The 24,178-nt window shown below is 42.4% G+C and carries 21 protein-coding genes and 5 pseudogenes; 24 read left to right on the plus strand and 2 right to left on the minus strand.

The window, feature by feature from the left end; translation table 11 throughout:
* The first annotated feature begins 304 nt into the window (after nucleotides 1–304).
* From M5V91_RS04640 to M5V91_RS04675, 8 genes and pseudogenes are all read left to right on the plus strand, one after another.
* Nucleotides 305–967, plus strand: coding sequence for an AraC family ligand binding domain-containing protein (locus M5V91_RS04640; protein WP_284521764.1), 663 nt, complete (start codon nucleotides 305–307; stop codon nucleotides 965–967).
* A 20-nt stretch (nucleotides 968–987) separates the two neighbouring features.
* Nucleotides 988–1,152 (plus strand): helix-turn-helix domain-containing protein, encoded by a 165-nt coding sequence (locus M5V91_RS04645; protein ID WP_284521765.1) that lies wholly within the window; start codon nucleotides 988–990, stop codon nucleotides 1,150–1,152.
* 116 nt (nucleotides 1,153–1,268) lie between these two features.
* Nucleotides 1,269–2,297, plus strand: a complete 1,029-nt coding sequence (locus tag M5V91_RS04650) for a TRAP transporter substrate-binding protein (RefSeq protein WP_284521766.1) — start codon at nucleotides 1,269–1,271, stop codon at nucleotides 2,295–2,297.
* A 157-nt stretch (nucleotides 2,298–2,454) separates the two neighbouring features.
* Nucleotides 2,455–2,974: pseudogene (locus M5V91_RS04655) on the plus strand (TRAP transporter small permease).
* Nucleotides 2,880–4,144 (plus strand): annotated as a pseudogene (locus M5V91_RS04660) (TRAP transporter large permease). Before M5V91_RS04655 ends, M5V91_RS04660 begins: the two co-directional pseudogenes overlap by 95 nt.
* 365 nt (nucleotides 4,145–4,509) lie before the next feature.
* Nucleotides 4,510–5,700: a Gfo/Idh/MocA family protein gene (locus tag M5V91_RS04665; RefSeq protein WP_258752517.1), complete on the plus strand. Its 1,191-nt coding sequence runs from the start codon at nucleotides 4,510–4,512 to the stop codon at nucleotides 5,698–5,700.
* The gene (locus M5V91_RS04670; RefSeq protein ID WP_258752516.1) at nucleotides 5,672–6,862 is read left to right on the plus strand and encodes a dihydrodipicolinate synthase family protein; all 1,191 of its coding nucleotides are present in this window, start codon (nucleotides 5,672–5,674) and stop codon (nucleotides 6,860–6,862) included. The genes M5V91_RS04665 and M5V91_RS04670 overlap by 29 nt, the downstream gene beginning before the upstream one ends.
* Entirely contained in the window at nucleotides 6,849–7,661 is an 813-nt protein-coding gene (locus M5V91_RS04675; RefSeq protein WP_284521767.1) for a sugar phosphate isomerase/epimerase family protein, read from the plus strand. The genes M5V91_RS04670 and M5V91_RS04675 overlap by 14 nt, the downstream gene beginning before the upstream one ends.
* Before the next feature lie 112 nt (nucleotides 7,662–7,773).
* Here M5V91_RS04675 and shc read toward each other — a convergent pair whose 3' ends face one another.
* Nucleotides 7,774–9,645 carry a squalene--hopene cyclase gene (shc, locus tag M5V91_RS04680; protein ID WP_284521768.1) on the minus strand — a complete coding sequence of 624 codons (1,872 nt, stop codon included), beginning with the start codon at nucleotides 9,643–9,645 and terminating at the stop codon, nucleotides 7,774–7,776.
* A gap of 80 nt (nucleotides 9,646–9,725) precedes the next feature.
* Here shc and M5V91_RS04685 point away from each other — a divergent pair.
* The 13 genes and pseudogenes from M5V91_RS04685 to M5V91_RS04745 all read left to right on the plus strand — a co-directional run bounded on the left by M5V91_RS04685 (nucleotide 9,726) and on the right by M5V91_RS04745 (nucleotide 19,239).
* Nucleotides 9,726–10,852: pseudogene (locus tag M5V91_RS04685) on the plus strand (DUF2515 family protein).
* Complete coding sequence (locus M5V91_RS04690; protein WP_009333827.1) at nucleotides 10,785–11,234, plus strand: CBO0543 family protein; 450 nt, start codon at nucleotides 10,785–10,787, stop codon at nucleotides 11,232–11,234. Before M5V91_RS04685 ends, M5V91_RS04690 begins: the two are co-directional and overlap by 68 nt.
* A 515-nt stretch (nucleotides 11,235–11,749) precedes the next feature.
* Complete coding sequence (locus M5V91_RS04695) at nucleotides 11,750–11,917, plus strand: hypothetical protein (RefSeq protein ID WP_009333828.1); 168 nt, start codon at nucleotides 11,750–11,752, stop codon at nucleotides 11,915–11,917.
* A gap of 223 nt (nucleotides 11,918–12,140) precedes the next feature.
* A complete protein-coding gene (locus M5V91_RS04700; protein WP_009333829.1) occupies nucleotides 12,141–12,896 on the plus strand; it encodes a DUF2087 domain-containing protein in 756 nt (251 codons plus the stop codon).
* Nucleotides 12,897–12,913: 17 nt separating this feature from the next.
* Nucleotides 12,914–13,266 (plus strand): annotated as a pseudogene (locus tag M5V91_RS04705) (GIY-YIG nuclease family protein).
* 304 nt (nucleotides 13,267–13,570) lie between these two features.
* Nucleotides 13,571–14,164, plus strand: coding sequence for a GntR family transcriptional regulator (locus M5V91_RS04710; RefSeq protein ID WP_284521769.1), 594 nt, complete (start codon nucleotides 13,571–13,573; stop codon nucleotides 14,162–14,164).
* Between the two features lie 29 nt (nucleotides 14,165–14,193).
* Nucleotides 14,194–15,240 carry an NAD/NADP-dependent octopine/nopaline dehydrogenase family protein gene (locus M5V91_RS04715; RefSeq protein ID WP_256816261.1) on the plus strand — a complete coding sequence of 349 codons (1,047 nt, stop codon included), beginning with the start codon at nucleotides 14,194–14,196 and terminating at the stop codon, nucleotides 15,238–15,240.
* Nucleotides 15,241–15,279: 39 nt separating this feature from the next.
* Nucleotides 15,280–15,858 carry a hypothetical protein gene (locus M5V91_RS04720; RefSeq protein WP_256816260.1) on the plus strand — a complete coding sequence of 193 codons (579 nt, stop codon included), beginning with the start codon at nucleotides 15,280–15,282 and terminating at the stop codon, nucleotides 15,856–15,858.
* Nucleotides 15,859–15,892: 34 nt separating this feature from the next.
* Nucleotides 15,893–16,705: an energy-coupling factor transporter transmembrane component T family protein gene (locus M5V91_RS04725; protein ID WP_284521770.1), complete on the plus strand. Its 813-nt coding sequence runs from the start codon at nucleotides 15,893–15,895 to the stop codon at nucleotides 16,703–16,705.
* Nucleotides 16,706–16,737: 32 nt separating this feature from the next.
* A complete protein-coding gene (locus M5V91_RS04730) occupies nucleotides 16,738–17,277 on the plus strand; it encodes an energy-coupling factor ABC transporter ATP-binding protein (RefSeq protein WP_284521771.1) in 540 nt (179 codons plus the stop codon).
* Nucleotides 17,278–17,636: 359 nt separating this feature from the next.
* A pseudogene (locus M5V91_RS31080) lies at nucleotides 17,637–18,082 on the plus strand (energy-coupling factor ABC transporter ATP-binding protein); the annotation flags it as partial.
* 12 nt (nucleotides 18,083–18,094) lie between these two features.
* Complete coding sequence (locus M5V91_RS31085) at nucleotides 18,095–18,493, plus strand: hypothetical protein (RefSeq protein WP_500797324.1); 399 nt, start codon at nucleotides 18,095–18,097, stop codon at nucleotides 18,491–18,493.
* A 284-nt stretch (nucleotides 18,494–18,777) separates the two neighbouring features.
* Nucleotides 18,778–19,239, plus strand: coding sequence for a DUF3574 domain-containing protein (locus M5V91_RS04745; protein WP_284521774.1), 462 nt, complete (start codon nucleotides 18,778–18,780; stop codon nucleotides 19,237–19,239).
* A 51-nt stretch (nucleotides 19,240–19,290) separates the two neighbouring features.
* Here M5V91_RS04745 and M5V91_RS04750 read toward each other — a convergent pair whose 3' ends face one another.
* Nucleotides 19,291–20,547, minus strand: a complete 1,257-nt coding sequence (locus M5V91_RS04750) for a dicarboxylate/amino acid:cation symporter (protein WP_009333832.1) — start codon at nucleotides 20,545–20,547, stop codon at nucleotides 19,291–19,293.
* A gap of 467 nt (nucleotides 20,548–21,014) precedes the next feature.
* On the opposite strand from M5V91_RS04750, the gene M5V91_RS04755 reads away from it, so the two are divergent.
* The 3 genes from M5V91_RS04755 to M5V91_RS04765 all read left to right on the plus strand — a co-directional run bounded on the left by M5V91_RS04755 (nucleotide 21,015) and on the right by M5V91_RS04765 (nucleotide 24,176).
* Entirely contained in the window at nucleotides 21,015–21,908 is an 894-nt protein-coding gene (locus tag M5V91_RS04755; RefSeq protein WP_284521775.1) for a Vgb family protein, read from the plus strand.
* A gap of 169 nt (nucleotides 21,909–22,077) precedes the next feature.
* The gene (locus M5V91_RS04760; RefSeq protein ID WP_192908826.1) at nucleotides 22,078–22,680 is read left to right on the plus strand and encodes a TetR/AcrR family transcriptional regulator; all 603 of its coding nucleotides are present in this window, start codon (nucleotides 22,078–22,080) and stop codon (nucleotides 22,678–22,680) included.
* Between the two features lie 14 nt (nucleotides 22,681–22,694).
* The gene (locus tag M5V91_RS04765; RefSeq protein WP_009333835.1) at nucleotides 22,695–24,176 is read left to right on the plus strand and encodes an o-succinylbenzoate--CoA ligase; all 1,482 of its coding nucleotides are present in this window, start codon (nucleotides 22,695–22,697) and stop codon (nucleotides 24,174–24,176) included.
* Nucleotides 24,177–24,178: the final 2 nt, after the last annotated feature.

A 24,178-nucleotide genomic window follows, 5' to 3' on the forward strand; every position in this document is an offset into this window, starting at 1 on the left:
CACTTATTAGTATAGTTGTACATTTTTTTTAATTTCATAACTTAAATATGTAAGGCCCCTGTTCTTGAATGAAGGATTCATTAACAGGGGCCTTATCTATTTTAGATGCCGCTTTAAACATACAAAATCTAGCTATTTGAGAGAGCCATGTGTGAAAAATAAAACGGCAAAATTGGATGGACTGGTGAGCTGAGTATTTATAGCTTTTTACAAATGCCTGCGCAAAATTTATTAAAGGGTAGCCTTTGAATATAGAGAATATTAAATATCATCAGAAAATAACCCGTTTTATAAGGAGGCCCTCATGGACAAAAATCTTTACAGAAGATTCGATTTTCCGGAAACAGGAATTAATTTGTATGAAAGCAAGCATCTCAGAGGCAAGTTTGTGGCTGAACATTATCATGATCATTTTCAAATTCTCTATGCGCTTGAAGGTGAAGGGGAGATTACCCTTGATGGCAAGGCTTATAATTTTTCTAAAGACAAGGTAGTGCTGATAACTCCAAACTGTGTTCACTCGATAAAAGCGACTACTAAAATGACTGTTCTGGTTCTGGCATTTTCAGTACCTTTGCTGAATATTACCCTGCAAAATGAATTGCTTACTTTAATTCAGAAAAGCGCCCGCCATTTTGAGCTTGATTTATATACGGCAAGTGAAATTCGGCCGTTAATTAGAAAAATGCTGTACGAACAAAAAAATGGGGACTTATTTGGAAAGCTGTCCATGCCTGTATATCTGATTGAAATCATCATTCACCTTCTGCGTCAGCAGAATTTTTCATTTGTCCAGGACGCGAATGATATTCGGTCCATACAAATGAAGGAATACATAGAAAGGCATTATTTCAATAATATTACGGCAGAAAGCCTGTCTGCTGTGTTCGGAATTTCAACAAGATACATGAATGATATTTTTAAAAGGAAGTTTAATGATACCCCCTGCAATATCTCCAGAAAGTAAGGATTAACCATGCAAAGGAATTGCTGCTCCAATCTGATCAGGATATCGTATCCATTTGCTTTGAGGTTGGATATGAAACATTATCAACCTTTTATCGTACTTTCAGAAATCTGGTGGGGATTTCACCGAATAAATTCCGCTTGTCCTCTCAGTCAGCTTCAGATGTGTCAGATACCGTTTCCTGATGGCCTATCTCCAAAATTAAGAATTTTTCTCTCAATCTCATAAGACAATAGTTGAAAGAAAATTCAAAATAGTAAACAAGAGAGAAAATTATTTTACTTAGGAGGGCCAAAGGGACATGAAAAGAAAATGGGGATTATTTTCAATTTGTATTTTGATGCTCGCTATGTTTACAGCTGGCTGTGGAAAATCAGCATCATCAGGGGGAAGCGGCAAGGCTGAAGAAAAAGGGGAATATGTAATAAAATTCGCACATGTTGTAAGCGCTTCAACAGCAAAGGGCAAAGCTGCCGAGAAGTTTAAAGAGCTATTGGAAGAGCGGACAGACGGCCAAATTAAAGTGGAAGTCTTCCCGGATTCCCAATTGGGAGCTGACCGGGAAATCACAGAACAAATGCAGTCTGGAACCATTCAAATGAATGCTCCTTTTACTGGCGTTTTGCCTGCCTTTGTTAAACAATTTGAAGTGTTTGACCTTCCCTATTTATTTAAAGATCGTGACCATGTGAAAAGCGCGGTAAATGGAAAAGTGGGTGAAATTTTCAACCAGCACTTAGAGAAACAGGGTCTTCGTGCCTTGGGATATTGGGACGGTGGATTCAAGCATCTGACGAATTCCCAGCAAACGATTCAAAAGCCGGAGGACCTGGATGGCCTGAAGATGCGTGTCTCCCAAAGCCCGCTCTTAATTTCTCAGTTCCAGGCGATGGGCGCTGGCGGGGTTTCCATTGACTTTGCGGAATTATATACGGCTCTTCAAACCAAAACGGTTGATGGGCAGGAAAATCCTTTAAGCAATATCGTCAGCAAGAAATTTTATGAGGTCCAGGATTATTTAACCTTAAGCAGCCATGGATATATGGCTTATCCATTATTAATCAGCGAGCAATTCTATCAGAAGCTTCCTGCAGATCTTCAGAAAGCTGTCGATGAAGTGTCTGCTGAGGTAACGGATTGGCAATGGGAACAATCTGCAGCTGATGAAGAAGCCTATATGAAAACATTAGAAGAATCAGGGATTGAGATTACCGAACTGACAGAATCGGATAAAGAGGCATTTATTGAGGCTACAAGTGGAGTATATGAAGACTTTAAGAAAGTGGAGGGCGGGCAGGAAGTACTGGATGCCATAAAAGAAGCGCAATAGCATTTTTAAAATACAATCAAGGACGGCTGATAGCCGTCTCTTTTTCAAGAAGGAGGGATCTTCATTGCAGAAAATCAATCATATTTTGAACTACCTTGAGGAATATGTCGGCGTTGTTTCCCTAATCTTTACTTCCTTGCTTGTTTTCGTCCAGGTGGTGTTAAGATATGTTTTCAATTATTCGCTGTCCTGGTCAGAGGAGGTGGCAAGATACTTAATAGTGTGGTTTGTATTTATAGGAAGCAGTATTGCCGTCAGAGAAAAAGCGCATGCCACGATGGATGCCCTTGTTACGTATTTGCCTGATAAGGGAAAAAATCTTCTCAACGATTGCCAATCTGATTTCCATTGTTTTCTGTGTCTTTTTAATGTGGTCAGGCAGCGGGATCGTTTCCAGTGTTATTGAATTCGGCAGTGTGACTCCGTCCACCGGAATGCCGATGTATCTCCCATATCTGGCTCTCCCTGTTGGGGCAAGCCTGATGCTGATTCGTTTTCTGCAGCTATTGGTTCAGGATGTAAAAAGCTTGCGTACAGTAAACCAACAATTATTCCTCCAAAAGAGGAGGCACCCAAACTATGATGCTATTAATCATCTTTCTGGTTCTTCTTTTATTGGGGGTTCCAATTGCTATTTCCATTGCATTAAGTACGATTATCGTCATCTTTCAAAGTAACGTTCCAATGGATACATTGGCGAGGACCATGTTTTCTGGAGTAGATTCCTTTTCACTGATGGCCATCCCTTTCTTTGTATTTGCAGGAGATTTAATGCTGGCAGGGGGACATCCAAGAGATTAATTGATTTTACGAAGAAATGGGTGGGATGGACAACCGGAGGCCTGCCAATTGCAGGGGTGCTATCGTCCATGTTTTTTGCTGCCCTTTCAGGATCAAGCCCTGCAACGGTGGCTGCGATTGGGGGCATCATGATTCCATCCTTAAAGGAAGCGCGGTTTTCAGAAAAATTCTCGGTTGGATTAATGTGTGCATCCGGCTCGCTCGGGATCATCATCCCTCCCAGTATAACGTTTCTAGTCTATGGCTCAGTTGCGGAAGTTTCAATCGGCAAATTGTTTATTGCCGGAATCATTCCGGGAATCTTTATCGGACTGATTCTTATGACTGTCGGGTATGTTATTGCAAAGAAACAGGGGCATAAGCCAGATCCAAGACCGACCGGAAAGGAATTATGGAAATCAACGGTTTCTGCCATCTGGGGAATTTTGATGCCAGTCATCGTCCTTGGCGGTATTTACTTTGGCGTTTTCACCCCGACCGAAGCTGCAGCGGTTGCGATTGTATACAGCATGATTGTCGGCTTTTTTATCTATAAGGAACTGACCTTTAAAGAATTATTTGCCGTTACAAAAAGATCGATTGTGACATCTGCCATGATTATGCTTGTCATTTCTGCTTCGAAGGTGTTCAGCTGGTATTTGACCTATGAACAGATCCCGTCTACCGTCGCAGGAACACTGATAGAGTATGCATCAAATCCTATTGTTTTCTTAATTCTGGTCAATATCATCCTGCTGATCGTGGGCATGTTTATGGATTCGAGCGCAGCAGTGCTGATCCTCGTCCCGCTGTTTTTGCCGGTGGTGCTTGAAATGGGAATAGATCCGATTCATTTCGGCGTTATCATGATTATCAATCTGGCAATCGGAATGCTGACTCCTCCTTTTGGATTGAATCTATTTGTGGCATCAGGCATCAGCAAAATGTCGCTGGCTGGTGTAACAAGGGGTACCATGCCGTTTATATTTGTGCTGATTGCAGCGCTAATGGTCATTACTTATGTTCCGCAGCTTTCTCTATATCTAGCAGATTTTGTTTACCAATGATCTCATTAATTACCGTCCTTCTTCTGAGAAGTGACGGTATTTTTTTGAAAGTTTCTAAAAATGCTTTTAGCACCCTGTTGATTGGAGTGGAAGGTGCGGGACTCCTGCGGGAGAAGCGTGTCATCGGGAGACCGAAGGTGCGAAAGCGCCGAGGAGGCTCCCGGACCGCCCGCGGAAAGCGAGTAGCTGCAACGGAAATATACAGGCAAATTTAACAGAGCCACGTGTAATAGATTTCCCCTCTTATCTCCGATATTGCAAATAGCCTTCCGATATGGATGAGATAATCCTTTCAAAAATTTTTAGAATAAAAGTAAGCTAAACAACAAATTACTTGGCTTTAAAGTCAAAAGGAGGAAGTAGTTATGGCAGTTAAAAATATTGGAATTATCATGAACGGTGTGACCGGTAGGATGGGAACGAATCAGCATCTAGTGAGATCTATCGTGGCAATCCGCGAGCAAGGCGGGGTGGAGCTGGCGAATGGTGATGTCATAATGCCGGACCCCATTCTTGTTGGAAGAAACAAAGATAAACTGCAATTGCTAGCTGAAAAGCACAATATCAGCCGATGGAGCACAGACCTTGATGAGTGCCTGGCAGATCCGCATAATGTAATTTATTTTGATTCTCAAACCACCGTCCGCAGGGCAGATGCGATTCGGAAAGCCATAAAAGCCGGAAAGCATATTTACTGTGAAAAGCCAACTGCCACAAGCTTGGAGGAATCTATTGAGCTGGCAAAGCTGGCGTATGGGGCTGGGGTGAAAAATGGGGTTGTGCAGGATAAATTATTCCTGCCTGGACTATTAAAATTAAAGAGACTGATAGATTCAGGGTTCTTCGGCAAAATCCTATCCGTTCAGATGGAATTTGGCTATTGGGTATTTGAAGGGGATTGGCAGGCTGGACAGAGGCCATCCTGGAATTACCGCAAGGAGGATGGAGGCGGAATTATTGTTGATATGTTCGCCCATTGGCGATATGTTCTCGACAACCTGTTTGGCAATGTAGAGTCTGTTTCCTGCCTGGGTAAAACCCATATTCCAAAACGGGTCGATGAGAATGGAAATACGTACGTGTGCACAGCCGATGATGCAGCATATGCAACCTTTGAACTCGAAGGCGGCATTATTGCACAGGTGAATTCCTCCTGGACTGTCCGGGTTAATCGGGAAGACTTATTAACGATTCAAGTAGATGGCACACACGGAAGCGCTGTAGCTGGTTTAAGAGATTGCAAGATTCAACATCGCATCAATACACCGAAGCCTGTATGGAATCCTGACATTGAGAATCCTTTTGCATTTACAGAACAATGGCAAACAGTCCCGGATAACCAGGTTTTTGATAATGGCTTCAAGGTCCAGTGGGAGCTGTTTTTGAAGCATATTGCAGCCGGTGAACCGTTTCCTTGGGATTTGCTCGAGGGTGCCAAAGGAACTCAGCTGGCTGAACTAGGGCTTAAATCGTGGGAGGAGCGGCGCTGGGTTGATGTACCGGAATTAAGCCTGGAGGTGAGAAAGAATGGTGAAGCAGTTAACTCTGCCAGATAAAAACGGCAAGTCATATGAATATCACGCTGGGAATCAGAAAGTTTTCATCCTGCCGGAAGGCCCTTTCAAAAGCAGGATCGCCTTTTCAGCTGCCCATGTGGTTTGTGATCCTCTCGCAGATTCCGATCCCGTTTTAGAGGCAAAGATCGACTGGGAAAACACCTTAGCTTATCGAAGACATCTATGGTCTATGGGTCTCTCGGTGGCAGAGGCGATGGATACGGCCCAGCGCGGAATGGGACTTAATTGGGAGCATGCAAAGGAGCTGATTCGCCGGTCGGCGGCGGAGGCAAAAGCAGAGGGTGGCAGGATAGCATGCGGAGCCGGGACAGATCAGCTGCTCCCTGGCCCATCCGTCACCTTAGCGGATGTTCAGGCTGCCTATGAGGAGCAATGCGAATTTGTGGAATTGCATAACTCGCAAATCATCCTGATGGCAAGCAGGGCTCTGGCAGATTGTGCCCAAGGCCCTGAGGATTATGAGAGGATTTATGCCAATATTTTAAGACAGGTCTCTAAGCCGGTTATCCTTCACTGGCTTGGCGACATGTTTGATCCATCCTTAAAAGGATACTGGGGCTATAAGAATCTGGATGATGCGATGGAAGTCTGTCTGAATGTCATTTGGGATAACAAAGACAAAGTCGACGGAATTAAAATCTCTCTTCTTGATGCTTCCCGTGAAATAGAAATGCGCCGGCTTCTTCCACCAGGTGTGAAAATGTATACCGGTGATGATTTCAATTATCCTGAACTGATTAAAGGGGATGAACATGGATACAGCCATGCCCTGCTGGGGATTTTTGACGCCATCGCACCAGCTGCAGCTGCAGCCCTGCATGCTCTGGATGATCGTGACTATGAGTCCTATCATGCATTATTGGAAAAAACAGTTCCGCTGTCACGTCATATTTTCCAGGCGCCAACTTATTCCTATAAAACCGGTATCGTCTTCATGGCTTATCTGAACGGGCACCAATCCCATTTCCGCATGATTGGCGGGGCTGAGAGTGCAAGGTCCATCGTGCATCTGTCGGAGCTGTTTGTATTGGCAGACCAGGCCGGACTGCTGTCGGACCCTGAGCTTGCTGCAGAAAGAATGAAGCTGGTATTGAATTTAGCCGGAATTCGTCAGGAGGAGTATTCCAGTGGAAAATTATGAGCGTTTAAGTCTAAATCAAATTACGACAGAGCAATGGAATTTAAAAGAAGCCATCGAGGGATGTGCCCGGGCAGAAGTTCCCTGGATCGCCCCCTGGCGGCATAAGGTAGAGGAGTTGGGCCTAGGCACAAGCAAACGGCTGATCAAGGATGCGGGATTAAAGGTTTCCAGTTTGTGCAGAGGCGGCATGTTTCCCGCTGGAACTCCATCTGAGCGGCAAAAAAGAATAGAAGATAATAAAAGAGCGGTGGAAGAAGCTGCCGAGCTGGGTACGGATGTTCTCGTTCTGGTCTGCGGGCCGTCTCCTGACCGGGACATTGTATCTGCCCGGCAAATGGTCGAGGAAGGAATCTCCCAGCTGGTTCCATTCGCGGAATCGCATGGAGTGAAATTAGGAATCGAGCCGCTGCACCCTATGTATGCGGCGGAACGGTCGGTGGTCGTTTCTATGGACCTGGCTAACACTCTTGCGGAAGCATACCGGCCTGAACAGGTAGGTGTCGTTGTCGATGTCTTTCATGTATGGTGGGATCCCGGCTTATATAACCAGATCAGCCGGGCCAAAGGCCGAATCTTAGGCTTCCATGTTTCCGATTGGCTCGTTCCTACACCTGATATGCTGAAGGGACGGGGCATGATGGGCGACGGAGTAATTGAAATCAACCGCATCCGCAAGGCTGTAGAGGAAACAGGCTACTCGGGGCCCATTGAAGTGGAAATTTTCAATGATCAAATCTGGAGCCAGCCTGCCGATGATACATTAATTCAAATGAAAGAAAGCTACTTGAAGCATGTGTAGTAAAAAAGAAGCGACAATAGTTGTCGCTTCTTTTTTGTATGCGGAAATCTGGCGCATTAAGTGCAAGGAGGTGATTAACATCTCTTTCCACATTGGCTAATGGATCAACGCTTCATCCGAACTTCCGATGATAATGAGCCAAAGCCATCAGGGGGAAAATATACCGATAGCTATGATAATGGATGTAAAAGCTTCCTGCCATAGCCTGCCCTTTTGGATAGGCTGTTGTCCAATCCTCTTTATCAATTGAATGGACCAGGCAATGAATTCCTTTCTGGATTTCTTCGGTTGGCTGATCTTCCGCTGTAATTAAGGCATCCAGCGCCCATGCCGTGTCAGTTAAGGTACTTGCATGCAAAGGAACATATGATTTCTTGCTGTCACTCAGGCAGGATTCTCCCCAGCCGCCATCCTCGTTTTGAATACCCTTCAGCCAGTCAGCGGCTTTTTGGATGGAAGGATGGTCTTTTGACATGCCTGAAGCAATAAGCCCTGTTACGGCTGCCCACGTGCCATAAATATAGCAAACACCCCATCTGCCATACCATGAGCCATTCTGTTCCTGGTTGTTCAACAGCCAGTTAATGGCGTTTTGAACTGCAGGGTCATGATCAGGCAGGTTTGTATAATTCCCTAAAAACTCCAGTGTCCTTCCGGTCAGGTCTGCAGATGTGGGGTCTCCAAATATATATTCACCCTTTTCAATTGGCAGGAAGTCAAGCCATGGATTCTCGGTGTTTCTTTCAAAGGAGGGCCAGCCTCCATCATCATTTTGCATGGATAGCAGCCATTGGGTGCCCCGATTCCAGGCCTCCTGATTTTTTGAATTGTCCTCCACACTCCTGGCTATCGCTCTTAACGAAGCAGTTGTATCGTCTATATCGGGATTGCGGGTGTTTACGTCGGAAAATCCCCATCCACCCGGCAGAGCATTCGGATTATGAATAACCCACTCTCCAAACTGATCATGCTGACGCTGCAGCAAATAGGTATTTGCTTTCTTTACAGCAGAATCTTCCGGTGAAAGGCCGGCTAACTGGAGAGCTGCATTAATCAGAGAAGTATTCCAGACACCGGCGTTAGCATACTGCATATGGGGGAGACCATCGATGTCAGTCCTGAGCGATTTCAGCCCTGCGACCGCATTTTTTACAATCGGATCATCCTTGGAGTAGCCAAGAGACAGGAGTGCAAAGATCATTAAAAAGGTAGAACTGAAATAACTATAGAATGTTCCATCCGGTTCAATCCGCTCGAGCATATATTTATTGGCCCGGTCCATAGCCAATGAGTGAAACTGTTCAGGCAGTCCTAAAAGATCTTCTACTCCTTCTTTGATGAATGATAATAATGACCGGTATTCCGGCTGGATATCCCATGGGACTTCTCCTGACCTTGTTAAAAGTAAATCTGAAAGGTCGGGGCTGTTTTTCGTTTTGATGCTGAACTTTTTCTCTGCCAGAATCAAAATCGGAGCCAGATTTACACGCCCATACACGGAAAACTGATAAAAGTTAAACGGGAAGGAGAGAGGCAGAAGCATAATCTCTACGGGAACCGGAAAGGATTCAGGCCATTTATACTGTCCTGTAGAGGAAAGCATAATTTTTGTGAAAACATTCACGCTTTCCATACCGCCATGCTCCAGTATGAATTCCCTGGCGGCTTTCATTCGGGGATCTTCCTTCTGAATATAACCCGAATATAATAGCCCGTAATAAGCCTCCAAAGTGGCAGTTGCATTTCCATCCTTTTCATCCTCAAAAATCTTCCAGGCGCCATTTTCCTCCTGTTTGCTTATGATCCTTGCTGCCAGCCCCTGTATTAATTTTTCATCATGTATCTCCAGTGTCTTTAATAAAATGATCATATAAGCATCTGTTGAAATGCCAGTTTCAAATGGATAATTCCAGGAACCATCAGGAGACTGGTCTTTTCTTAACAGGGTGATGAGATTGTTCATGCTAGAAACCGTATCAGTCATTTCATGCACATTCCTCTCAAGTAAAATGGATCCTTTAGATACATATTCATCTGACTGAAAGAGAATTCATGGAGGAGGGGATGCTCATCTTTTTTCAAAAGAAACAAGGGAAGTCCCCAATGGGCTGGTTAAAGGAAGAATTAAAGAAAAGGACACGAACTCAAAAATCGATCCATCTTTCAGAAGAGGAGAAGGGAATCCTCAGCCATATTAAACGGGAGACAATGGGCTGGAATCTGAATAATGTCACCAGGACAAAAGCCTATCTTGATTTCTACCGGCAGCAACCGGAAATCCATTGGGCCTTTTTGGGACATATGGTTTCCCGCAATGGCGGATGGAATATGACCGATTTAAAGGGGGAGATTCTGTCCCGATTATTACCGAATCGCGAAAAACATTCCTTCTTTTCCTTTCTGGAAAGAGGGAATTGGCTCATTTTTCAAGATGCCTATCCGCAATTTTTGATTTACCGGGAAAGCCTGAAAAGAAATAAGCCATTATTTTACCTTTTTCCGCTCCTTAATATTTCCGTCTTCATGGAAACGGTCTGGAGCTGTTTTTGGAGAAAGCCCGATCCTTACCTTCTCACCATTGCCCTTGTCATAAATGAACAAAGCTATTTAGAAAATAGGGTGATTCAAAATCCGCTATATAAACAAGAGGTTTTTCATAAGTTTGAATTTAAGCTGCAGGAGCTTCTGGCCTTGAATCACATCCTTTTTCCTTATGAAAGGAATGGCGTTACCCATATGAAGGGCCAGACATTGAATCATTTTGAATCGCTTCATGAACGGATCCTATTAGGGAAAAAGCTGTATGATATCCTGTTTAAGGACAAAGAGTTGCTTGCCTTAACGGAACAATGGGCATATGCTCACCCCCATACCGGTTCAAGGAAGGATTATTGGCCGCATATTTTCAATGATGTCCATGAAGGACTGCCAGGCGAGCAATATCAGTTTCAATTAAAATCGTGCCAGCTGCGGCCGGGGGAAGACGGATTTATAGCCCAAGCCTTGAAACGGCCTGGAAAAATAGGAGCCAGCATGATGCCGAATCAGGGGATTGGTTTAGGGATTTTCACGTATTGGAGTATTTTCTGGAGTTAGACGATATGATCAATGGGGAGATCCAGCATGCATACTGTAAAACACTTGAAAGGCTCGAGCTCGCAGCCCTTGCGAAAAAAGCCGTCTGGAATTAGAAGCTATATGCCGGCCATGCTATTGGCATCGCTGTTAGGCACATACTTAGATTTGTATTTTATCGGGAAGGGGATGTACTACTTCCCGAACCGGCCATTCTCAGCCATTTTTTCAATCAATATACTGTTCACCCTGGCAGTCCTTCCTATCTTCATGATTCCATTATTAAAAATCATGAAAAGCCTGAAGGGCTGGTTAAAAGGGATGTTTGTTTTATCCATCAGCTTAGCAATGGCAGCCTTGGAAAAAATGGGAGAGGACATGGGAATGTTTGTCCATGCAGAAAACTGGCATCATCATTATACCTTTGTGGGATACAGCCTATTTATCGGATTGATCACTGCGTTTCATGGATGGATCAATAAAAAGAATAAGGAATGAATTATGTTTAAAAGCCTATTTCGATGGAAAATAGGCTTTTTCTTTTTCTGTATCAATTAATACGCATCAACGAAAATAGAAGACTATCTTTCAGTAATAATACAAAGATTAGAATTATTAAAGACAGTTAACACTCTATTTACAAATCGGTAAAGGTGCGATTGTTCGACATATTTTTAAAAAACGCTTGATATAATGACAGTATTTTAAAGGGAGGGAGATGAAACCGGCTAAGTACTTGCATGTTTAATACAATTTGACAATCCTTCGCAGCGAGAATTAACCCATCTATAAAGAAAAATTCACGTCAAAATCATTGGGGGAGGAATCATGACGGAGGTTTTACTTTATGTCGGTACATATATTTCTCTTACTTTTGCCCTCGGCTGGCTGATTACGGTTGCTTTTAATCTGTTTTTAAAATGAACACAACCTCCCACTTCCATACACGATAGAGGGTTCTGCAGATTGTGCTCATTCTTCAAGCATCTTTAAAACCAGGGAGGTTATAAGATTTGTGGATTCTAACACTTTTTTTACATGACAAGGTCAAAATGTTTGAGTATGACAACAAGGATGAAGCCAGAACGGAGTTCGAGAAAGCAAATGGATGTAAGATTCTTTCTGAGATCATCCATTACAGGGACTTTGAAAAAGAGGAAGTTAAATCCCTGGGCAAATGAAGCAGAGTCGTAAATGGAGTAATAATGCCAGGCCTTCTTAACCGGAGGTCTTTTTTTATGAAAAATTTAAACCTTTTTGTTAGGTGTTTGGAAGTATGCAAACATTTAATAGGTGTGTTTGTTATTTCATTGACTAAATTCAAACTTTGTATTATTATGTTTATCATAAAGCAAACAAAGTGATAATTTGTTTATTCATATGGATTAGGATGTGTATTGGCTAATGGAATTATCAAATCTATTCTGGGACGCTTCTTTGGAGGAGCTTAAACAGGGCTATATCGAAGAAAAGGATTCATTTACATGCCTCTTATGCGGGGAAAAGATTGAAAAAGGGATTGTATATCCGTATAAAGATAGATTGTACGAAGCGGAACGGTATATGCGCATTCATATCGAAACGGCGCATAACTCGGTGTTTGATTATTTGCTGTCCATGGATAAGAAGCTTACAGGGCTTACCGATCATCAAAAAAGTCTTCTGCAGCTTTTTCATCAGGGTAAAAGCGATAAGGACATTCAGAAAGAACTGGACATGGGGAGCACCTCGACCATCCGCCATCACCGTTTTGCTTTAAAGGAAAAGGAACGGCAGGCGAAGACCTTCCTGGCAATCATGGAATTGCTGAAGGCAAAGGATGAGTACGCACCAGCGTTCCTGCCTGTCCATAAAACAGCCACGATGGTGGATGACCGCTATAACATTACAGAAGAAGAACAGGAGAAAATCCTTAAGAAATACTTCCCTGAAGGCACTGATAAGCCCCTCGTAAAGTTTCCGCCAAAGGAGAAGCAAAGGCTGATTGTGCTGCGGGAGATTGCCGGGCAGCTTCAGCCTGAGCACACATATGGCGAGAAAGAGATAAATCGGGCATTGCAGGGCTTTTATGAGGATTATGCTTTGATCAGACGATATTTGATCGATTATGGATTTTTGGACCGGAAGCTGGATGGCAGCGAGTATTGGCTTAAAAAATAGACAAACGGGGGATTATCATGGAACGCAAAAGAGAATTAAAACAGCAGTTTAAAGAAACGCCCATTGAAGCAGGGTTTATCAAATAAAGAATACAGTGAACAATAAAATCTTCATTGGCAGCACAAATAATTTAAAAAGCTTGAATGGAGTAAGATTTTCACTCGAAACAAACGGCTACATGCCTAATCGGGAGCTGCAGGACGAGTGGAATCAATACGGGAAAGAGGCATTTGAAATCGGCATTCTGGAGAAGCTGAAAAAGAAAAATGATCCGTATTTCAACGAAAAGGAAGCCCTGGAAAAGCTGGAAGAAAAGTGGCTGGAGGAGCTGCAGCCATATGGGGACAATGGATATAACAAGAAGAAATGACGTGTGCACACGTCATTTTTTGTTGCCGAAAAACTTACTCCACAGTCACGAATAGCTTTCTTATTATTGAATTTTTGGATGCAGTAACCATGATAATCGGGCAGCCTTAAAGAGTAATGAAAATTCTTTACGTAACTAATTTAACATGTTAGTCATATTTTGAAAATTCTGAACTAAAATATAACTGTATACAATTATATTTTAGGAGGTGGTTAAACTGAATAAAAAAGCAGCGGCAGTAAGAATTTCCGCAAAAGACTTCGCCTATCAGGAGATCAAAAATCGGATTCTTAAGTGTGAATATATGCCAAATCAGCCTATTGCAGAGGAGGAATTGGCTAAAGAGCTGGAAATTAGCCGAACTCCGCTCCGTGAAGCCATGCAGAGGCTTGAACTTGAGGAATTGGTAGTCAGACAGACGAATGGGCGGTTAAAGGTTGCACCTGTATCCGCACAAGAAGTGAGAGAGCTCTTTCTTATCCGCAGTATGCTGGAAGGCATTGTTGCAGCCGAAGCAGCAGAAAAATGCACAGAACAGGATATAAGGCATTTATCTTATTTTGCCCGCATGATCAAACAAACGGCTTATGAAGGTAACATGGAAGATATCAGCCATTTCGGGAGTCAATTTCATACGTATCTCTATGAACTAAGCCAAAACAAAACAGCTGTAAAAATACTTAGGCAGCTTAACGATCATATTATGCGTTATAGGAGGCTCGCTCATTTTATAGATACAAAAGAGACATCCTTTGAACATGAAGTGATTCTGAATTTTATAGTAAAGAAAGATAAACACAATGCCGAAGCTATGATGAAAAAGCATGTATTAAATTCTATGGAGAAGGCTGTAACAGCTATAAAACAGTATGAAAACAAGGTGAATGAGATTAAATAGAAAAAGCATATTGGGAAAAGGGGGATTCTATGTCGTATGCCATCATTGGTGCTGGCAACACAGGGCAGGCTATTGCAGGTTATCTTTCTTTACAAGGCGAGGAGGTGAAATTATATAGCAGAGACTCCCGAAAAGCAGAGCTGATTTCCCGAAAGGGACTTACCCTTAAAGGTGTGTATTCAGGCAAAGTTCATTTAAAAGCATCGGTTGATTTAAAAGAAGTAATAGATGAAGCTGAGTTTATAATTATTTCAACTACAGCGTTTGGACACAGACCGATCTTTAATCAGCTAAAGCCATTAATAAAAGCCAATCAGACGATTGTGATTTTTCCAGGGTATTGGGGAGCGGTCGAATGCAAAGAAATCCTTGGTGAAGAATTCGAGAAAAAGAATATCACGATAGCAGAGACAAGTGCCATGCCTTTTGTCAGTAAAGCAGATTATAACGGAAACGTCTCTATCAATAAAGTTAAGAAAAACGTTCAAATAGGCTCCATTTCACATTCCGCAAATACTCCAATCTCTAAAAAGTTCCTAAAAACTTTTCCGCAATTAACACCGACTAAGAATGTCTTTGAAACTTCCATAAATAATACAAATGTTATTATCCACACGCCAATTGCCATATTTAATGCCAGCAGGATTGACGCTTCAGAGGAGTTTCAATTCTACCCGCAAGGTGCTTCACAAAAAACCGTTTCATATATTGAAAAAATTGATGAAGAAAGACTTCGCATAGCAAAAATTCTAGAGATAGAGACTCAGGATACCTTAACTTTATTAAATGAATTCTACGAATCGGATTATTCAAGCTTATATAAAGCTTTATCGGGATTATTCCCTAAAGGCAGCGGACCTGTATCATTGGACCATAGGTATTTAATAGAAGATATTCCTTATGGTCTTGTTCCGATATCTGAATTAGGGAAATTGGCAGGAGTAAAGACTCCTTACACTGACGCCATTATTCAAACAGCTTCCTTGTTAATGGAAAGGGATTTTCGAAAGGAAGGAGTCGATTTTAAGGGGTTAACAAGGGAGGATGTGCAAGCCCTTAGAGGAGTTATTCAGTGAATGTAAAGTGTTCCTTAATCTAATAGAGGGGGTACTAAGATGGGTCAATTAGAAATGAACAATCCAGTTCAGCAGGTAAAGAATAAAATTACGGCTGTTGATTTGATTACCATCGTCATCTTCGCTGTATTGTATAGAGTCCTCTGGTATTTCTTTAAATTTGCAGGAATTGTTTTCCCATTCAATCATACATTTGTCTACTTATTTTGTGCATTTTGCCTGGTTCTTTGCTGGGTTATTGTCAGGCGGCCTTATGCATCGTTTTACTTTACCGTAGCCTGGTGTGCGATTAACTTTTTCATTCAGGGAGAAATTCCTGTTTACTGGGTTCTTGTCGTCATCGCTCCGCTGCTGCCTGAGCTCTATTTGAACATCAGCAGAAAAGCATTTAGTAATCCGGATGACATCTATTCAAGCACTAAACATTTGATCATCGCGGCAATCCTCTATAACGCCGTTTATGAAGCTTTTGTATGGTGGAGCATTGTTAGCGTGATGAAAATTCCTGTACCATTCCATTTGATGGGCATTGTCTTTGCCATTTCCATTGTTGGTATGGTCATCGGAACCGTGTTTGGGAGAAAATTTGGTACTCGGATTAAAGCTCTCATGGGCTAAGGTCAGCCCAATCAATCTTCGGGAGGTGTGACAAATGGCGGCAATTGATTTTGTTTCCAACTTGGATGAAGAAACTTGGGTGCATAAACTTGATCCAAGGGCAAAATTATGTTTAATTCTGGGCTTTGTGATCATTCCGCTTTTATTTATGGATCCTCTATATTTAACAGGAATCCTTCTATTGGGAATGGTGCTGTGGTTTTCGGCAAAGATCAAGATCAAACCGATTCTTCCTTTGCTGGTGACCATCTTAATTCTAGCCATGTCAGCAATCGTGTTTGCGACGTTTTACAATTACAATCAGCCGGATGAAACCATCTTATTTTCAATCGGTTCTCTTCAGGCAACGGATGTTGGCCTTTATTCAGGCTTAATCCTGGGATATCGGATTGGCATCCCCTGTTTTATGACGATCATAATCATTTCTACCACAGACCCTGCCCTATTGGCTAAGGGGTTAATGAAAATGAAAGTGCCGATTAATGTGGCGTTTATGTTCCTTGGCACTTTGCGATTTTTTCCGCTGGTTTTTGAAGAACTGACGAATATATCAAATGCCCAGACCATTCGAGGAGTCAATAAAAAAGGGATGAGAGGAAGCTGGAATAGTTTTAAACTGGCTGTATTTCCGCTCTTAATCAATTCCTTGAGAAAAAGCCGGACAATGGGTCTGGCTGTGGAAAGCAAAGGCTTTAGTAAAATGGCATGGAAAGAATACTATCAAGATATGAAGTTAAAAAAAATGGATTGGTTTGCAATCGCCTTCACCATTATCTTCTTTGCTGGTGCCATCTATATTCGATTCATCCTGGGGCTGGGAGGATCAAATTCAATCGTCTACAGCTAAATTCAGGATCCCCTTAAGAAAGGAGTGAATGTATGAATGACAATCCTATTGTTGAAGTAAGCGGGGTCAGTTTTTCTTATTCAGGCACGGAAAAGAAAGCACTACATGATATAAATATGAAGATAGGTAAGGGAGAATTTGTCCTTATCTCCGGTACCAGCGGAAGTGGAAAAACGACTTTAGCGAAATGTCTAAACGGAATCATACCCCATCTGGCAGAGGGGAATCTAGCAGGAGAAATCGTTATCAATGGAATGAATACTCAGCGTGTTCCTATGCATGACCTTGCCAGTGAGATTGGTATGGTCTTTCAAAATCCAGAGGATCAAATTTTCTCCATCCGGGTGGAGGATGAAATTGCCTTTGGAGTGGAATGTCAGGGCTGCCAGCAGGAAGTCATTCGGGAAAGAGTTCATTACGCGCTGAAAAAGCTAAAGCTTGAAGACATTAAGAAGCAAATTACCTTCTCATTATCAGGGGGCAAAAGCAAAAGGTCTCCATTGCCAGCAACCTGGCTATGCTCCCATCTATCCTTATATTGGATGATCCTACAACCGATCTGGATCCGGTAAGCAAGCAGGAAGTAATGGACATTCTAATGGAATTGAAAGAAGAAATTGATACAACCTTTATCATTATTGAACATGATTTAAATGATTTGATTGAAGCCGTTGACAGAGTAATCATAATGCACGAAGGATCTATTCTTTATAATGGGAGCCCAAGTGAAATCTTTTATACTTATTTTGATGAACTGAACAAGCTCGGAATCAGAATACCAGATCATATCAGGCTGGCTAAGTACCTCATAGAAAATGGAAACCAATGTGATTTTTATCCCATCTCAAAGAAAGAAGCATATGAATGGGCTAAAAAACTGCTTGTATCGGGAAAATTAAACCTGCCAAAACACAAGGTAGAAATAAATGATATGAATGAAGAGACTGTTGCTAAACTGGAAGCTGTAAATTTTAGTTACCAGAAAGGCAAGCAAATTCTATATGATATCAATCTTGAAGTTCAGAAAGGCGAATTCCTTGCAATTGTCGGGCACAATGGTTGTGGGAAGTCCACCTTAATGAAAAACTTAATTGGTTTGCTAAAGCCCCATCAAGGATCGGTTATCATCAATCATAAGAATACGAAAGAGCATAGAGTCCAGGATATCATATTGGATATCGGATATGTTTTCCAGAACCCCGACAACCAGCTTTTTTGCAACTCTGTGGAAGAGGAAGTGGCATTTGGACTGATAAACAGGGGCTACAGCAAAGAATTGGTCGAGGAGCAAGTCGAATTGGCCATCAGTACGGTAGGATTACAGAAAAAAGAAAAGATCATCCGTTTTCGCTTAGCAGGGGTGAAAGACAGCGGTTGGCTGTTGCCACGATGCTTGTATCGAACCCCAAAATAATTCTGCTTGATGAACCAACGACAGGTCAGGATGAGCAAAGCCTTAAAGCCCTGTTAACGCTAATGAAAAAACTTATTGAAGAGAAGGATGCAACGATTATCATGATTACACATGATATGGAGGTTGTTGCGCAATATGCAAGTAGAGTAGTTGTCATTGATGACGGTAAAATCGTTCTGGATGGGCATCCGAGTGACGTATTTTTCAACAGCTGCCAAAAGCTGTATTCACTTAAATTAAAGCCGCCGATCATCTCGCAGTTTGCTGCAGATTTATCAGAAGAGGGGTTTCCAAAGGTTACAAATTGGAATATGTTCAGCAGCAATTTTATTAACAGTAAATCTGATAAATTCGGGAAGAAATCAATAATTTAAAAGTTGTAATGTTATGAAGGACACTGCGGAGTTAACGGTGTCCTTTTTAGTGTAAAAAAACAATTAGAAGAAAAGTGGCTTAGTGAACTGCAGCCGTTTGGAGATAAAGGATATATCAAAAGTCAAAAGAGCTGGCAAAAAGCGGGATGATTTAGTGAAAAGGATATACACAAATATTTGAAAATAAGTAATAATTCACCGTGAATAAATTGATCGCAGAAGCTATAATCACTGATAGAAATACCCCTTTTTTCGGCAGCAAAATATCAAACAAAGGAGTGGCAGTGTTGGAAAGGAAAAGAATTGCCTATTGGGTTATCCCTCTCATCCTGTTCATTTGCTTTTTGGGAAGTGCTGTCTATACTGCAGGGCAGCCGGAAGCAGCGAGCGGTAAGAACCAATCCGCCCTAAAAGGGCAATATTATCTTGAAGACGTGGTAAAAATTTATGTGCCATCCACCTATGATGTTGATCAGCCAATTGATAATACTCCCTATGTGAACAAAACTTTAGAAAAATTTTCGGGAATGTTTGGAGGGGCAACAGCTGTTGATGGAACAGGTGCATGGCTGTCTGATGACGAGCAGCTTGTAAAGGAGAAAGTGACAATCGTGTACAGCTTTGCAGAGGATCTTGACAAGAAAAAGATTAAGGAAGTAGTTGCCTATGCCAAATCTTTAAAGGAAGAAATGAAACAATCATCCGTATCACTTGAAGTCAACGGAAAGATGTATTTTATTGAATAATATATAAAAAAGAGAGGCTGAAGGTGTGTATCCTTCCAGCCTCTCTGATTGCTATTTCAAGGCTAATGATTCCTTCAGCCAATTCTTTCCCTCGACAAATCGGCTGACCATCATGGCCGAAACCGTATTGCCGGCTGAATTCAGAAGGGTTGCCGGTGCATCAATGATTGTAGAGATGACCGCGATGATCGGAAGTACTTCAGGCGGAAACCCGAATACGCTTAAAATCAGCATCTCGCCAATCATCCCGCCGCCAGGGATTGCCCCCATAACAGCTCCAACAAGGAATGAAACAGCAAGAATGGTTAGAATGCTTGTCATGCTCGACATGTCTTTTCCAAACAAGCTGAACAGGAAAACAATCTTAAACACTCCGCCAAGAACAGAACCATCTTTATGCGTATTAGCCCCAAGCGGGATCATGGTCTCAGCAATATCCTGCGGAACACCCATCTTTCTGACAGCCGCAAGGTTAATCGGAATACATGCTGCACTCGAGCATGTGGCAATCGCACTGACTGAAGGAGTGATGGCATTCTTCCAGAACACCTTGACCCCATCCTTCCCGCCAGCCGCAAAGGCATACAGCGTAAAGAATCCAAAGAAGTAGATTAGCGTTAATACAAGATAAAGGACAAACACACGTACATATCCGCCAAGAATCTGCGGGCCAAGCTCACCAATGATGGTTGCGAAGTAACAGCCAAGACCAATCGGTGCATAGTACATCACAAATCCAACAATCTTCATCATGACAGCTGAACCAGAAGAAAGAAGATTTGCAATCGGCTTGCCTTTTTCACCAGACATCGCAGTTGCCAGTCCGAATAAAATCGAGAACACAATCAGCTGCAGCATATTATTTTTCGAAAACAGCATCTGGAAATCAGGCACCGTGAACGCCTGAACCAGCTGACCCAGGAACGTGACATCTTCTGCTTCAGGATCAACAGCTGCCTCCGTCATAATGCTCTTAATGGCAGAGATATCTGTGTTTTTCAGCGGATCCACAATAGAAATTCCGATGAAGCCCAGAATAGCGGAAATAACAGCCGTAATGAAAAACACAGTGAAAATTCCGGCCATGATTTTCCCGAGCCTTTTCATACCGCCCATATTCGCCAGGCTTGAAGCGATGCTGAAGAAGACGAGCGGGACAATGATCATAAACAATAAATTTAAGAATAAATCCCCAAACGGCTTCACAACCGCTGTCTTCGGGCCAAAAACCACTCCGGCAATTCCGCCGATCAGGATGGAAAGGAGCAGGAAGATGGTTAGTTTGTAATTTGAAAGAACCTTTTTCATAATGTCTCAACCTTTCTATATATTCCAACACTCTATTATATTATCAAATACTGTTATAAAAAAGGCTGTAGAATTATTTTTTTAAATTCTGTCTGATTCGCTTTTTCTGGATAAGTATTTCCATCTTTGACCAAGCACCATTTGACTTGAATCATTAAATATCTTACAGTTAAAACAACCAATAGTCGAAAGGGTGAAGAAAAGCACATGATCCTATAATCCTAGCTTTAGAGAAAATCGATATTTCAGCCTCTGGTTCAGTTCCGAAAATGTGTTGGAATGGGCTTTATTTATCGATTGTTTTTCTGAGATAGGATTAATGTGTGTGCTTTTTGACTTGAAAAGGGGCTGAACTAATCGAAAGCCTATTTAAGTCTATTTATGTGCTGCATTGCCTCCTGTCTCGGAAAAACAAGATAGGGGGCTTTTTGTTTTTGAAAAAAATATTGGTGTTCGGAGGGAACAGTATGGAATTTAAATTACAGGAAATAGATCTTGCCAGTAAAGATACAGGTCCATACGGAATCGCTGTTTCAGACAAGGGAGAGGTCTGGTTTACACAGCATAAAGCCAATAAGATAAGCTGCATTGGGTTGGATGGGGAATTGACAGAATACCCGCTGCCGACACCCGATGCAAAGGTCATGTGTGTAATAGTGTCGTCAAAAGGAGAGGTCTGGTTTACCGAAAATGCAGCCAACAACATTGGGAGAATAACAAAAGAAGGCACTATTCAGGAATATCCCTTGCCCCATCCAGGTTCAGCACCCTATGGAATTACAGAAGGGTCAAACGGAGAGATATGGTTTACTGAAATGAATGGAAATCGTATTGGGCGGATTAAGGATGACGGTTCTATCCATGAATACAATCTTCCTATTCAAGGTTCGTACCCAGCATTTATTACGCTGGGATCTGATGATGCCCTATGGTTCACAGAAAACCAAAATAACGCGATCGGAAGAATTACTGAAAATGGAGAAGTGACAGAGTATACAATTCCAACTCCAGCATCTGGACCGGTTGGGATTACAAAAGGAAACGATGGTGCACTCTGGTTTGTCGAGATTATCGGCAATAAAATTGGACGTATTAACACATCTGGAGAAATAACGGAATATGAAATTCCCACCCCGAATGCCCGCCCGCATGCCATCACAGCTGGGGCAGGCAACGATTTATGGTTCACAGAATGGGGAGCAAATAAGATTGGAAGAATTACAGACAATAATATGATTGAGGAGTATCCGATTGAAACCCCTAATGCTGAACCGCATGGCATTTCAAGCAGTGATGGGAAGACCATATGGTTTGCATTGGAGTGTGACAGGATTGGGAAAATCACTATAATGAATGATTGATCTCATTTTTTAGAGGAAATTTAATGAGTATTCAACCCCGTTATAACTATTATACGGGGTTCTTCTAATTGGGTTTTAAAAACCAAAACTAATACCCTCAAAAAATTTTCATAAGTTATTGTTGTAATTTTGAGAATATTAATTATAATAAAGTTGAGAGGTGATTCAGGTGTCAGTTAAAAATCCGACTGAGGAAAAAGTACTTACTCCAAGAGGAATTGAAACGCGTGAAAAACTGTTAAAAGCAGCTGAAGAGGTTTTTGGGCAGAAGGGATATTTTGAGACTTCCATCGTCAATATTTCACAGGAAGCCAAAGTCGCCCAGGGAACCTTCTATAACTATTTTCCTTCAAAGAAAGATATCTATGATGAATTAATCCGCAGCTACAGCCGGGATCTGCGCATTGCTATTAAGGAAGGAATGGCAGGAAGTTCTACATTTGAAGAAGCACAGCGAAATGGCTTTTTTGCTTTCTTCAGCTGGGTCAAAAATCATCCTAATTTATACAGCATTGTCCAGCAGGCTGTCGTGGTGGATCAGGAGCTGTTCCGCTGGTATTACGGGAAGCTCGCCAATGGATTTTTAAAGAGTTTGTCTCAAGGCGTAGAGGCTGGCGAATTTAAAGACCTTGACCAGGAGACAGTTGCTTATTGTTTAATGTCGATTGGACAGTTCCTCGGTATGAGATGGGTGTATTGGGAAAAGAAAGAAGTCCCTGAAGAGGCATTTGATGCTGCAATGACACTCATCTTTCAAGGACTAAAAAAGTAAAGAGGGGGAGTTCGATGAAAGGGATTGCCTATTGGATTCAGAAATGGGCATACACACATCCAGATCGAACAGCAGTCATAACAGATAACGAAAAGGTGTCCTACAGGCAGCTGGATAGAATGGTCGATTCAGCTGCCGCGAAGATTCAGGAAAAGCTGCAAGGAGGAAAAGGGGAGCGCATCGCCATTCTGTCGCACAACCGGATTGAATACATAGTCCTCCTTTTTGCCATTGCAAAGGCAGAATGTGTGGCGGTCCCGCTCAATATTCGGCTAAGTGCAACGGAACTGGTTTTCCAGCTCAACGATAGCGGTTCAAAGGTGATCTTTGCTGAAAAAGAAAATGCTGAGTTTGCAGCCTCCCTTATTGAACAAAGCGAACTCCAGAGTATGGAGTTTATGGAGGACTTATACCAGGGTACTCAAACAAGCTTTGTGAATGAAAATACGATTAATGAAGAAGCTCCATACATTATCTGCTACACCTCGGGGACCACCGGCAAACCGAAAGGGGCCGTACTGACACAGAGCAATATGTTCTGGAATGCGGTCAATAACAAACTCGCGATTGATTTAACATCAGAGGACCGCAGCATTGTGCTCCTTCCGCTGTTTCATATTGGCGGAATTGGACTATTTGCATTTCCGGCCCTGTTTTCAGGGGGAACGATCGTCATTCCCGGAAAGTTTGAGCCTGAAAAGGCGATGTCGATGATCCAGGAGCATAAGGTGACCATCGTGATGGGTGTTCCGACCATTCATCAGGCACTGCTGACAAGTCCATCATTCCAAACGGCTGATTTAAGCGCAGTCCGCTGGTTCTATAATGGAGGAGCACCATGTCCGCGTGAATTAATAGATGCCTATTTTGATAGAGGATTCCTGTTCGGCCAGGGCTTTGGAATGACCGAAACCTCTCCTACTCTATTTATGCTTACAAAAGAAGACGCACCGCGAAAGAAGGGATCGATCGGCAAGCCGGTATTATTTTCCGAATATAAGCTGATCGATTCTGACGGTAAGGAGGTTGAAAAAGGAGAAGTTGGCGAGCTTGCGGTGAGAGGGCCAAATATTATGAAGGAATATTGGAACCGGCCTGATGCCACGAAGGATTCATTGAAAGATGGCTGGCTTCTGACAGGCGATTTAGCGAAAACGGATGATGAAGGTTTTCTTTACATTGTAGGCAGGAAGAAAGAAATGATCATTTCAGGCGGAGAAAATATATACCCCCTTGAAGTAGAGCAAGTGATCAGCCAATTAAGAGATGTTGTTGAAGTTGCCGTGGTTGGGAATGCTGATCCACTTTGGGGTGAAGTACCTGAAGCGTTTATTGTCAAACGAAATGGAAGCGCTTTAACAGAGGGGGATGTTATTCAATACTGTCAGGGGAAACTCGCAAAATATAAGATTCCGAAGAAGGTTACTTTTTTAAACGGGCTTCCGAAAAATGCCACGGGAAAAATACAGAAAACACAACTTTTAGTAAGAGGGTGAAA

Source organism: Cytobacillus pseudoceanisediminis (assembly GCF_023516215.1).
In the GTDB taxonomy this organism is placed as follows: domain Bacteria; phylum Bacillota; class Bacilli; order Bacillales; family Cytobacillaceae; genus Cytobacillus; species Cytobacillus pseudoceanisediminis.